Below are 12,285 nucleotides of genomic sequence, written 5' to 3'. Positions count from 1 at the left end.
CCCACTCTTCATATAACTCGTTTAACATTTCATAAACGACATCCCTTGCTGCCTTATCGCATATTGTTTGCTTGAACAATCTCATCCGGCAATCTCCTTTGGATTCCTCCCATCATCTTTTTCACAGGCTGTACTTGCTATATGTCAAGTAAACCTTATAAACACAATCCGCGGTCTTGCGCGAGGTCTTGCGTGGGTTTAATCTTTGGGATGAGGAAATTTTCAAAACACTGATAACAATACAAAAAATGGCACGACAGAAATAACAAAAAAGTTTTTCTCGACTAATCAAAAAGAAGGATCATCGTAAAGATGGCGAAGGTGGAATATTGTGAAAAAATTAATAATCGTTTTCAAATTGCATTCTATAATACCGGCATTGGCCTTGCTCATTGGCTATCAAATCAACACCCCTGTTTTAGCGGCTGATCAGCCGCTTCATCATGTCTCATCCGAGACATGTCAGCTTTGTCATAAAGAAGTATACAAGCAGTGGAAAGGCTCTATGCATGCGCAAAGTAGTGCATTGAAGGATCCGATTCATGCAACCTTCTATAAGAAAGTTGTTGGTGATCCCAAGGAAGAGGGTGTCAAAATGAAGAACGGGAAATATCCCGTCTGCCTCATGTGCCATGCTCCTAATGCCGCGAGAGATAAAAAAACCAAGCTCGATACAATGCCTGCATATTCAGAAGGTGTTAACTGCGTTGCTTGCCACACCTTGAAAAAGTTCAAGGGAACAAGCACTCCTGAAGGTAAACCACAACTTGGTCTGAAGGCATATGAAACAGCCAATGCAATCCAGGCGCCTGCTGGTTTCAGCAATGAACTGCAGAAGCTGACTGCGGCTGCCGACTCCATGTTCGGGGGAGCACTCGAAGCTGATGGTGACAAGAAGCCGAATCCGCATCTTGGTGAATCTGTCATGCTCGATGGAGAAAAAATTCCGTCACTGCCGATGGAGCGCAATGCCCAGCAAATGAAGAGTTCCGATGCCTGCATGGGTTGCCATGACAAGCGCAGTAACTCCAAGAAGGTTCCGCTGTGTGCAACAGGTGATGAATACGCCAAGAGCAAGAGTGAAGTCGACTGTCTCGCATGCCACATGCCAGTTGCAGATGGTATTGCCAATCACGGAATGGGTGGTGGTCATGACCAGGCCATGCTGAAAAGGGCAGTTATCTTTGATGTAACTACCAAGTCCGAAGGCGACATGATCAAGGCCGCAGTTTCCATGCAGAATATGCAGCCTCATAGCCTGCCGACAGGTGCGCCATTTCGCAACATGTACATGAAGCTGACTGCATACGATGCCAGCGGTAACGTTGTTTGGGAAAATGCCAAGGGACACCCGAAAGAGGATGACCCGCAGGCGTACCTGCTGTATGAACTTTACGATGACAACAACGTACATGCACTGCCGCCGGTAGCGACTAAACTCGGTCCCGATACACGTCTTAAGCCTTTCGAGACCCGTGTACTCAACTATGACATTCCAGCGAAAGGTGTCGTCCTGGTTCGTGGTGAGCTCTTTTACAACCTGCTATGGCCGGGACTCGTCAAGAAGTTCTCTCACCTGCCTACTGACCTGACTGCACCGGTCTCGGTAGCAGTAGCTGAAGTGAAGCTGTAGAAGTATAAATTCCGCACCCTTGAGTGATCCTCATGGGGTGCGGGAAGCACTGAACTCTTTTACCGGAGAGCAACGATGAAAAATACCCTGTTCAGAGCAGTGTGCTGTGCACTGTCTGGTCTCCTATTGTCCGGTAGTTTATTGGCATCATTGGAAAAACCTGAAAATCAATCTGAACCAATCTCTAATTCAACTGCAGACCACAGTAAATTCGAAGAGCTGCAAAAGGAGTTCGGCAAAGGGCCTGAAGTGACCAAGGCTTGCCTGGGTTGTCATACCGAAGCTTCGAAACAACTGCATCAAACCAAGCACTGGAACTGGAAATGTACCAATCCCGAGACAGGCCAGACACTTGGCAAGTCAACCATCGTGAATAATTTCTGTCTTTCTGTCTCAACCAACCTGCCACGCTGTACGAGCTGTCATATCGGATATGGCTGGAAGGACGACACATTCGACTTCACATCCGAGGTCAATGTCGACTGCCTTGTCTGTCACGACACCACGGGTACATATAAAAAGTATCCTGCAGGCGCCGGTCATCCGGCTTACGTCGACAAGCCTTTTCCGCCCAAAGGTGGTAAGAAAATCTTCAAGGCGGTCGACCTGCAGGCTGTGGCACAGAGTGTGGGCAAAACATCACGTGAAACCTGTGGTGCCTGCCACTTCTACGGGGGTGGTGGTGACGGCGTCAAGCATGGTGATATGGACTCCTCCATGACCAATCCCGATAAGCAACTGGATGTGCACATGGGTACTGATGGCCTCGATTTTGTGTGCGCCGACTGCCATACCACAGACGGACATGAGACACAGGGAAGCCGCTACAACATCACCGCGAAAGATACGCATGGCATCGATATCATTGGTCGCGACGATAAGAGTCGTGCCTCCTGTGAGTCCTGCCATGGTATGACCCCGCATGAGGAGACGATTAACGACAAACTGAATGACCACACCGACAGGGTTGCATGCCAGACGTGTCATATTCCGAAGTTTGCAAGGGGCGGAAAGCCATCAAAAACCTGGTGGGACTGGTCGACAGCAGGACGCAAGACAGCCGATGGCAAGCATGTTATGGAAAAGGATGAGAACGGCTACGTCACCTACGTGACCAAGAAAGGCAACTTTGAATGGGGTGAGAACCTGGTTCCTGAGTATGCCTGGTTGTCAGGAAATATTCGTTACCGCGAACTAGAAGAGAAAGTGGATCCTGAATCGATTACTGCATTGAATACATTCGATGGCAGTTATGCCGATAAGGACTCACGCATCTGGCCATTCAAGGTAATGCGTGGCAAGCAGCCTTACGACAAGGTGAACAATACGCTTGCTATAGCCCATTTGTTCGGCAAGGACAAGGATGCCTACTGGAAAAGCTATAGCTGGGACAAGGCATTAGCCGCTGCAATGAAGAATGTCGGTGCTAACTTTAGCGGTGAATATGGCTTTCTCGAAACCACCATGCACTGGCCCCTCGCGCACATGATTGCACCCAAGGAAGAGGCATTGCAATGCTCCGATTGCCATGCGAAAGATGGTCGCCTGGCCAGTCTGACCGACTTTTACTTGCCTGGCAGGGATAGCAACAAGTGGGTCGACACGATTGGCTGGCTCGCAGTGGTTGGTACCATCGGTGGTGTCTTTACTCACGGCTTTGGACGTCTTGTAGCCAACAGAAGGAGAAAGAGACAATGAGCAGTGTAAAATTTTATACGCGTTTCGAACGCTTCTGGCACTGGACCCAGGCATTCCTGATTATCAGCATGCTGATCACGGGATTTGAGATACACGGCACCTTTGCCCTGTTCGGGTATGAGCAAGCGGTCGACCTGCATATCATATTTGCCTGGTCGCTGATCGTTCTGTGGATATTCGCCATCTTTTGGCACCTGACAACGGGCGAATGGCGCCAGTACTGTGCATCATGCTCCAGCGATATCTTGGCGATGGTCAAGTACTACAGTTTTGATATCTTCCTCGGGGGTGGTCATCCGCATCATAAGACACGCGCGGAGAAACTCAATCCACTGCAACGCATGGCGTACCTTGCACTTCACCTGTTTATTGCACCACTCTTGTGGATTAGCGGATGGTTGTATCTCTTCTATTCTTACTGGGATGTAGTCGGTATTTCAGGTCTGTCGCTGGGATCAGTGGCCATGGTGCATACTGCAGCGGCATTTCTGATCCTGACATTCCTGGTGGCGCATCTCTATCTTGCGCTCACCATGAGTGAAAAGATGGCTGATCTCAAGGCCATGCTAACCGGCTACCAGGAAATTGATACGGATAATTGATATGACACGATTAAACTCGTTGAGGAAAATGGCCTCCGGCACCCACTTTGGGCGAAGAGGCTGGATTATGGGTTTTGCAGCTTCTTTCTGCTTGCTGCTGTTTAGCCATTCACTGTTTGCAGCCAAAGTGACACTCGATTCTTCCAACTGGGGCCTTGAGGCTGGTAAAGAGTGTGTCAAATGTCATTCAAAGACATCTGCCGGGTTGGCAGATCAGTGGCGGGACAGTAAGCATGCCGAGGTTGGTATGAACTGTCTCGATTGCCACCAGGCGGAGTCGTCTGAACCTGATGCAATCGAACATGAAGGCTTTACCATCGCAACCATCGTCTCACCCAAGGATTGTGGCCGTTGTCACCAGCAGGAAGAGGAACAGAACAGCAGTTCTGTACATGCCAATGCGGTCAGTCTGATCAAGAATCGCATGCCGGCAATGGCCGGAAATCTGGGCGGTGAAGCGATTATCGCGGTCGGTTGTGCCCAATGTCATGGGTCAGAGGTCAAGGTGAAGGGTGATGGCACCCTGGACACGGCAACCTGGCCTAATTCGGGTATCGGCAGGATTAACCCGGATGGTTCGAAGGGTTCCTGCACATCCTGTCACGGTCGTCACAGGTTCTCCAAGGCACAGGCGCGTGATCCAAGTTCATGCATGCGCTGTCACTCCGGACCTGACTCGCCAGACAGGGCGATCTATGAAGCATCCAAGCATGGTATGGCGTTTTTTGCCCATCGCGACAAGATGAATCTCGATGCGGACAGTTGGGTTGCAGGTAAAGATTACAACAGTGCTCCGACATGCACCACGTGCCACATGGGTGCAGCAGGGAAACTGCCTTCTACCCATGATGTCGGAATACGTAACGCATGGAATCTCAATACGCCTGTCTCGGAAAAGCAGACACTCGTTATTTTTGAGGATGGCGACAAGCTGGAGATACCAGCTTCACAGCCTATGCCCGGCAGGGGTAGTGAAATGACCAAGATTGACGGCTCACTGGGCAAGATAAAGATGGTTGTTCCTGCCGACCGCCGGCGCAAGGCGATGAGGCTTGTCTGCCTGGAATGTCACGGAAAAGGTTTCGCAGAAGGTTTCATGAGCCAGTTTGACTCTGCGGTTGAACTCTATAATGAGAAATTCGGCAAGCCTGCGCAGGCTATCATGTCGGCCCTGTATGAAAAGGGATTGTTAACGCCCGCACCTTTTGATGAGCCGGTCGAATTTACCTACTGGGAACTTTGGCATGACGAGGGGGCACGTGCACGACATGGTGCTGCCATGGGGAGCCCCAATCATGCCTGGTGGGAAGGCCTTTATCTCGTGAGTCGAAATTTTTATTCGCGATTTCTGCCGCAGATCAAAGAAGTGGCCGGTAAGGATGGTGAGACACTCATTAAGCAATATGTTACCGATGTCGAGGAACATCACGGCTGGTTGAGTAAACCGCAGGCGGGCAATCCTATCCTCGGTTTTGGACAGGGGAAACAGAGCAATGAGTAACTCCTCTTCCGCGCTCAAGATAGGCCCACGTATTGTTATTGCGCTCGTCGTTGCGGGTTTGAGTGGTGTCATCTTCATGCTCACATTAATAGAATTTGACCATCTCACCAGTACGGAAGAGTTTTGCACCACCTGTCACTCCATGGAGCTGGCAGCCGTGCCATACCGAGAGTCTAGTCACTATAACCCGGCATCGGGTGTACGTGCCTCATGTGGTGATTGCCATGTATCTGAAGGTGTTCTGACGGCGACATTTGATCATGTGATGGGTACCAAGGATCTTCTGAGGCAGATCTTCGGGCCAAAGTATGACAATCCCGTTGTGAATTTATTACATCTTCCGGATGCCGCTTTCGCTGCGCGTGAGTGGTTTAACGACAGGAACTCTGCCACATGTATGCGTTGTCATGTCAAGGAAGCGATAATCGGTAAACGAACTGATACACTCAAGGTTCACCAGGAAGACGCTAAGGGGAAGGGGTGTGTCGAATGCCACATTAACCTTGTACACAGAAAAGTTCCCGGTGAAAAGACCTTTAAACGTGATGGGTGGAACCGAATGGTAGAAGAAGAGTTCAATCTTGAGACGGGTATGGCTGAGAAGATTCTTCGGGGTGATGTAGAGGCCCCGGCCGTGGAATGAACCGTTATTAATGTTAATTTGTTAATTACTTGATTAGTTTCCTGAAAAAGGATTTAGAACTATGCGTAAATTTCTTATTTTTGGTTGTGGCCAGATCAGGGATGGAATCCTCTACTCCTTTGCATTTTTTGCGGCAGGTGTTGCAATGATGTTGGCCGGACTGCAATTGATTCCGAATGTTGCCAATATCAATCATGTGTTTACTGTCATAGGCATGTTGTTATTTTTCTTTGCGCCGATTATTCTGGTTTCAACATTTCTTCTTACAATTCTCTCTAATGTTGATGATGGCTGTGAATAGTCCGATATGAGCGAGAATTCTTCGCATGTATCAGTCATTACTACAAGTTATTAACATCTCGACTGCCAGTATCGATTGATCACACATTATGACTTTTTTACGAATTAGTGATTTGGGTCGCTAGCGGCTATTCTTCAAATTCCTTGAAAAGTAACCTTTCTCAATATTTTACGAGTAAATGTGCTCAATTCTCGAAGTGCTTCATGCTATAAAGAACATCTTCAGCGAATAATTGGAACGAATTAACGGATATGGCTAGCGGTATTTTTGCAATTCTCGATGATGTGGCAACTCTGCTTGACGACGTGGCTGTTTACAGCAAGTTGGCAGCAAAAAAGACAGCAGGTCTTCTGGGTGATGATCTTGCTGTAAACGCCGAGAAAGCGACGGGCTTTAAAGCTTCTCGAGAACTGCCTGTGATATGGGCAATAACCAAGGGCTCCGTGGTAAACAAACTCATTATTCTGCCTGTTGCCTTCCTGCTGAGTGCCTACATGCCGTGGTTAATTGTGCCGATTCTTCTCTTGGGAGGGGCTTATCTAAGCTATGAAGGAGCAGAAAAGGTTCTGGAATGGATTCTACCGCATAAGCACCATGAAACACCGGCAGCAGAAACCACGAGTGATCGATCTGACTTGCTTGACTTGGAAGCTCACAAGATTAAAGGAGCCATCCGCACTGACTTCATACTCTCAATTGAGATCATCGTGATAACGTTGGGCACGGTGATGGAGCAGTCTCTTGGCATTCGTATCCTGGTGGTCAGTTTTATCGCATTGATAGCGACCGTCGGTGTCTATGGTGTTGTTGCGTTGCTGGTTCGAATGGATGATGCAGGCTTGTACCTGATCTCCAAGGCCAGGCAGATGTCTGGGGCCATAGCTGGTCTTGTAAAACGAGTTGGCCAGGCTCTAATTGTCTCTTTGCCATACATTATCCGGTTTCTCGGAGTCATTGGTACCGTAGCAATGCTGTTAGTGGGTGGTGGCATGTATGTACATAACATCGAATGGCTCCATCATGCCCTGGCTTTTCTGCCGGGTATTCTCGGTGAACTAATGTTTGGAATCCTTCTTGGTGTCGTTCTCGTTGGAATAATTCAGCTGTTTAAACGGTCACGTGCTGAATCGGTTTCTGCCGACTAATCAAAACTAAGGCCTGGAACTCCACCAGGCCTTTTTTATTGTTTGAAATATGCAAGTAATCAATAGGAGAGGTACACTTTTTCTGAAGTAGGCTGTATTTACATTTTTCTCATGGATAGACGAGAATAGAGATATGGACAGGATTGAATGGACCGGGGAATTCAGCGTTGGTGTTCGCAAACTTGATGAGCAACACCAGAAAATCATCAAGATGATCAACAGGTTATCCGATAATCAGGATGATGCACACCTGTTTGTTTCAGACCGGGAAATCCTGCTCTCGTTGATGGAGTACGCAAAACTTCACCTGCAGTATGAAGAAGCCTTGTTGAAAAAATATGGGTATCCGGATCTTGAGAGTACAAGGAGACGCATGAAGACTTCATTGCTGCAGTGGAACACTTTTCAGCTAATGTCATGACTGGCGAAAAATATAAATTGCCTCAGCTGGTCCTGGAATTTCTCATTGACTGGTGGACGAACTACATACTCGTCGAAGATATGAAATACAAAGACTTCTTCAGGGACAAAGGTGTTTCATAACGAGCAGAGTATCGACTGTTTGTTTGGGATACTCGAACGAAAAAAAAGCCCGTGATGGTTCACGGGCAATGGCCGATGGGAGTTGCCCGTAGAGTGTGATTCGATAACTGAACCTTCCCTGGTTCAGTTATATCCTTCAAGATTGGAATCAGCGTCTGAACCAGCGGCTCAGGCGATCACGCCAGCTACTTGATTCCTCTTCGCTGCTTACAGACTCAGGTTCAGGCTCCGGTTCGGATTCGCTCTCACTTCCTAGTTCCGGCAACTTGTTCTCATGACAGAGTCCACAGCCGATCACATCACCGCGTGCCATCGTATGAATCTCGTTATCCTCTTTGCCTTGCAGAACGCGATCTGTCGCAACACGGGAGAGAACAGTGCCTTCTCCGCTCTGGCCGTGGCATGTACGACAGGAGTCAGGATTATCCTTTGACATCTGCACGTGACCTTCGCGTGCGAATCCGGTGTCACCGACAGGGTGCATACCGTGTGGTCCGCCAAGCGTGTCCTCGTTGTTCATCGCTGTGCCGTGACAGGTGCTGCATTCGGTGATCGTACCTGTGTGTCCCTGTAGCTGGATTGCCGCAACATTGTCGTTAGCGTTGGGGTTTTCATTTGGCCACTCGGCATGCGTTGCACCATGACAGCCTTCACACATGACGCCACCATGACCGGTGCTGACGCGATAGAGCTTTGGATTACCTGCACCAGGATTCGCAAAGCCATTAAAGTCTGCTGGAATAGCCGGTTCGGCAAAACGCTTGTTGGTCGGCACGATCGGCGTTGCCCTGACATCACCAGTGAGGAATGCCTGGCGTAGACGGATACCGTCAGTGTTGCCATTGGTATCAACCGTGTTGGTCAATGTATTTGCTGTGCCGGCAAGATTATCGACTGCATCACCTGTATGACAGGATCCGCAACCAGGCTCGTTCGCCCATGGCACACGTGGCTGGGTCGGGTCGGTGTAGAAATTACCATGTAGATCGAATGCACCCGGGTTTGTCGGGGAGACGTTGTTGGTAAAGTCTGAACCTACCTGTTCCATGCCGCCGTGGCAGTCGCTACACAGCATGCCACCATTGAACATTGCTCCACGCAGGCACTGGGCATCCTTACCTGGATGACATTGGTAACAGTTCTGTTCCAGTGCAATGATTCGTTCAGACTGGTTGGTGATGACACCGGTATCAGTCTGGATTGGGGCAGGGATAGGCGTGAACAGCTCATCGTACTGACCGTGATGGCCGTGCATGACGTTCGAGTTACTCTTGTGAGATAACTGGTTGCGACCATTTGCCAGTGAGCCTTCCGGCCCTGTCAAAGGACCAAACTGGGCCAGGTCGAGGGCAGGGGTGTAGTGACACACCTGGCATACAACCGGCTTGCCCTGTACCAATGCCTGGTTTGCGAGGCAGTTGGCATCACCTTCACCGCTGTTGGCAGTGATATCACAAGGTGCAGGTACAGTGGTTTCATCATCGTTGATGCTCGGAGCAACATAGTTGGCACCATGCTTGAGATCATGCAGACGCAGGATATTGATGTCTGCTGCATACTCAAGGCTCACCTTGATCGGCATATTACTGTCCGGGTCATCAAGACTGGTTGCGACGTCGAGACCTGCGTCCGTGAGGGCATCGGTCGGTCCGCTGGTGCGGTTAGCTATGCCATGGACACTCGTGTAGTCAGTATTGTCTGTATGACAGTTGGTACAGCTAGCTTCACCGGAGATCGGCAGAACTGTATCGAGTGTTGAAACAGTGTTTGAACCATTCGTGGCTTCAACACGTACCAGTGGGTAGGGGTTTGCACGACCAAAGTCGTCGTAGCCCGCGAGAGGAATACCCGCAGCCTCGTACCAGTCAACATCTTCAGCGACATAGCCGAATGGAAAGTTGATAAAGAATGGCTTGTGCTTGGCATACTCCTGAACTTTCTGAGGTGCATTGCCTGTAGCACCTGGACTGTAGGGTGCGATTAAGCCCGGCATTGCATGTTGAACGGCACTCAGCCCTTCGTCGCCGCTACCGACACTCTCATCGTGTCCGAGGTAGAGATGTTCAGCATTGGGTACAGGCAATCCCACGTCGCTGGTGACTGGAAAACCGCCCGATGCCAGTGGTGTGATTCCCATGCCGCCAGGATAGAAGGGGTCATAGGCATTCTTGTTAACTGCATCTTCCCAGAAGTTGGTCTTATAGGTGCTGCCATCATCTTTGACACCCTCGAGTGGCCCGCCCAGTGCAGGATCATTCGGATTGGATGCGGCCGAGTAGTAAAGATCGATTCCGGCAGGGTTGAGCGTTGGCTCAGCGCCTTTCTGAATAACCTGCGCAAGCAAGACCTGGAACGGAGGCAGGATGCTGGAGATTCGAGTATCCAGGTCTCCACAGTGCATGCCCAGATCATTAATCGCGAGAATGCTGTAGTTGTTATTGCCTACCACCGGTTGTTCCTGTACGACAGTGGTGTTTTGGCCGCTTGAGTCAACGGCAGTCGAGTTGATCGAAACATCCGGTGTGCCACCTGGAGGTGGTGGCACCTCATCTTCAATCACGGCTGACGTACTATCCGTGTTGTCAGCACCATCATTGTCTACGACAGTCAGGCTGACACTGTAGGTACCTGCGAGCGCGTAGCTGTGTGATGGGTTGGCAGAAGTGCTGGTGTTACCATCACCGAAATTCCAGCTGTAGGAGGTGATGCTGCCATCATTATCACTGCTGCCTGCACTGCTGAAATTGACAGTGTCCCCCGTGTTTGCACTGTAGGGACCATTGGCGTTTGCTATCGGCGCTGCATTGACAGTTGATGCAATAATCTCTGCAGTTGTGTTGTCGGTATCTGTCGCACCGTCATCGTCGGTCACAGTCAGGCTGACATTGTACAGAGCCGGAGTTGCATAAGTATGCGTCGGATTTGCATCCGAGCTGCTGGTTCCATCACCAAAGCTCCATGCATAGGAGACGATAGTGCCGTCTTCATCCTTCGAGTCTTTGCTGCTGAAATTAACCGCAATACCTGCAGTTCCATTATAGGAGCCGTTTGCATTGGCTTCCGGTGCCCTGTTTGGCTCAGGAGGGGGTGGTGGGGCAACGCCATCACAGTTGTCAGGGGCGTTTGCTACATCCCGTTCAGCTGTTTTTCCATCTGATTGAACGCCACGTACACGGCAGGGTACGACACTGAGTCTTTCAAACTCGACTTCATATTCCCGTTTTTTGCTTGATCTGACACTCCCGATCGAGTCTCCGCTACCTGCCGAATAGAAATTGATACCACGTCGGCGGTCTTTTTTTCCTTTCACGACGAGTGTCTGGTCGCCAGACTCCCATTTTGCTGCATTGATCGAGAATGCAGCTGCTGCATTTTGCATGGCTGCTGTGGATAAGACCACACAGGCTGAGAAGACCGCCAATACCCTGTAGGTTCCTTTATTCATGATGGTTACCCTGATTCCTGTTATTCGTTTTTCAACCAGACCAGCTTCTTTTTTGGCTGATACATATAGCTAAGGATAAACACAAACTTGGCAAAAAGATAGGAAAATGGGAAAAAATTCCCAATAGTATTTTTTATGACTCCGGAACGGAGGTAAGCGAGGTGAGTGCCATATCCTGATTAGTACTGAGTCGTACTATTTGTTCGGGTGAAGTCAACTACTGATGGAAAGCGGTTGCTGGGAGTTAAGAACTCAGACAGCCTGCCTGAGTCCATAATGCCTGTGTATTTGTGGTTACTGAGTTGTATGCGGCGTAATTAATTGCCGTTTACAGAGAGGTTATTGTGTCATTTTGATGACATTCTCAGATCCTTCTGCGCCCATGTAAACAGCGAGGATGCGGACAGGTTGTGAAGTATTGTTCTCTCCGAAGTGGGAAACAGACATCGCCTCCATAAAGGCATCTCCCTGTTTGTAAATGCGTATTCCATCATTGCCATAATCCACGCTTAACTCACCATCGAGTATGTACGCAAATAGCGGCACACCATGCTTATGCAGGATCGTTTTTTCACCGGGAGCAAGGGTGACAATTGCTGCCGTAACTTTTGCCTGGCCAGTGGTCGGATAGGCAATCGATTCTCCGACAATCGTGGTTTCAGTCGAGAGCAGCGGGATGGCAGGATAACCTTTCTCCTTTGCTGCAAGGCTTTGAGAGGCCACCAGGATGGTGATAACCAGAATCAGTTGTGCTGCGGTCAGGCGTTTATTCAT

At 49.5% G+C, this 12,285-nt stretch carries 10 protein-coding genes; 8 read left to right on the top strand and 2 right to left on the bottom strand.

Annotation, left to right across the window (positions count from 1 at the left end; all coding sequences use genetic code 11):
• Positions 1-331: 331 nt before the first annotated feature.
• From BOW06_RS02755 to BOW06_RS02720, 8 genes are all read left to right on the top strand, one after another.
• Complete coding sequence (locus BOW06_RS02755) at positions 332-1,633, top strand: cytochrome c family protein (protein ID WP_256857937.1); 1,302 nt, start codon at positions 332-334, stop codon at positions 1,631-1,633.
• Positions 1,634-1,708: 75 nt separating this feature from the next.
• Positions 1,709-3,331, top strand: coding sequence for a tetrathionate reductase family octaheme c-type cytochrome (locus BOW06_RS02750; RefSeq protein ID WP_078454277.1), 1,623 nt, complete (start codon positions 1,709-1,711; stop codon positions 3,329-3,331).
• A complete protein-coding gene (locus tag BOW06_RS02745) occupies positions 3,328-3,933 on the top strand; it encodes a cytochrome b/b6 domain-containing protein (protein WP_043115467.1) in 606 nt (201 codons plus the stop codon). The genes BOW06_RS02750 and BOW06_RS02745 overlap by 4 nt, the downstream gene beginning before the upstream one ends.
• A gap of 1 nt (position 3,934) precedes the next feature.
• Positions 3,935-5,434 (top strand): multiheme c-type cytochrome, encoded by a 1,500-nt coding sequence (locus BOW06_RS02740; protein WP_230208787.1) that lies wholly within the window; start codon positions 3,935-3,937, stop codon positions 5,432-5,434.
• Positions 5,427-6,077, top strand: coding sequence for a cytochrome c3 family protein (locus tag BOW06_RS02735; RefSeq protein WP_043115470.1), 651 nt, complete (start codon positions 5,427-5,429; stop codon positions 6,075-6,077). The genes BOW06_RS02740 and BOW06_RS02735 overlap by 8 nt, the downstream gene beginning before the upstream one ends.
• Before the next feature lie 61 nt (positions 6,078-6,138).
• Entirely contained in the window at positions 6,139-6,378 is a 240-nt protein-coding gene (locus BOW06_RS02730) for a hypothetical protein (RefSeq protein ID WP_043117027.1), read from the top strand.
• 251 nt (positions 6,379-6,629) lie between these two features.
• Positions 6,630-7,523: a DUF808 domain-containing protein gene (locus BOW06_RS02725; RefSeq protein WP_078454278.1), complete on the top strand. Its 894-nt coding sequence runs from the start codon at positions 6,630-6,632 to the stop codon at positions 7,521-7,523.
• A 133-nt stretch (positions 7,524-7,656) separates the two neighbouring features.
• On the top strand, positions 7,657-7,944 hold the full coding sequence (locus BOW06_RS02720) for a hemerythrin domain-containing protein (protein WP_043117024.1): 288 nt from the start codon (positions 7,657-7,659) through the stop codon (positions 7,942-7,944).
• A 270-nt stretch (positions 7,945-8,214) separates the two neighbouring features.
• Here the strand turns inward: BOW06_RS02720 and BOW06_RS02715 are convergent, their stop codons facing one another.
• Positions 8,215-11,511 carry a PKD domain-containing protein gene (locus BOW06_RS02715; RefSeq protein WP_052132146.1) on the bottom strand — a complete coding sequence of 1,099 codons (3,297 nt, stop codon included), beginning with the start codon at positions 11,509-11,511 and terminating at the stop codon, positions 8,215-8,217.
• Positions 11,512-11,850: 339 nt separating this feature from the next.
• Positions 11,851-12,285 carry a cupin domain-containing protein gene (locus BOW06_RS02710; RefSeq protein ID WP_043117022.1) on the bottom strand — a complete coding sequence of 145 codons (435 nt, stop codon included), beginning with the start codon at positions 12,283-12,285 and terminating at the stop codon, positions 11,851-11,853.

The sequence above is a fragment of the Solemya velum gill symbiont genome, assembly GCF_002020255.1.
In the GTDB taxonomy this organism is placed as follows: domain Bacteria; phylum Pseudomonadota; class Gammaproteobacteria; order Chromatiales; family Chromatiaceae.
The sequence above is the reverse complement of the archived record's forward strand: the minus strand, read 5'-3'. Positions and strand labels throughout refer to the sequence as shown.

Excerpts from the sequence above, each read along its gene's own strand:
- BOW06_RS02750 (WP_078454277.1), top strand. The coding sequence starts at position 1,709 with ATGAAAAATACCCTGTTCAGAGCAGTGTGCTGTGCACTGTCTGGTCTC.
- BOW06_RS02745 (WP_043115467.1), top strand. The coding sequence starts at position 3,328 with ATGAGCAGTGTAAAATTTTATACGCGTTTCGAACGCTTCTGGCACTGG.
- BOW06_RS02740 (WP_230208787.1), top strand. The coding sequence starts at position 3,935 with ATGACACGATTAAACTCGTTGAGGAAAATGGCCTCCGGCACCCACTTT.
- BOW06_RS02735 (WP_043115470.1), top strand. The coding sequence starts at position 5,427 with ATGAGTAACTCCTCTTCCGCGCTCAAGATAGGCCCACGTATTGTTATT.
- BOW06_RS02730 (WP_043117027.1), top strand. The coding sequence starts at position 6,139 with ATGCGTAAATTTCTTATTTTTGGTTGTGGCCAGATCAGGGATGGAATC.
- BOW06_RS02725 (WP_078454278.1), top strand. The coding sequence starts at position 6,630 with ATGGCTAGCGGTATTTTTGCAATTCTCGATGATGTGGCAACTCTGCTT.
- BOW06_RS02720 (WP_043117024.1), top strand. The coding sequence starts at position 7,657 with ATGGACAGGATTGAATGGACCGGGGAATTCAGCGTTGGTGTTCGCAAA.
- BOW06_RS02715 (WP_052132146.1), bottom strand. The coding sequence starts at position 11,511 with ATGAATAAAGGAACCTACAGGGTATTGGCGGTCTTCTCAGCCTGTGTG.
- BOW06_RS02710 (WP_043117022.1), bottom strand. The coding sequence starts at position 12,285 with ATGAATAAACGCCTGACCGCAGCACAACTGATTCTGGTTATCACCATC.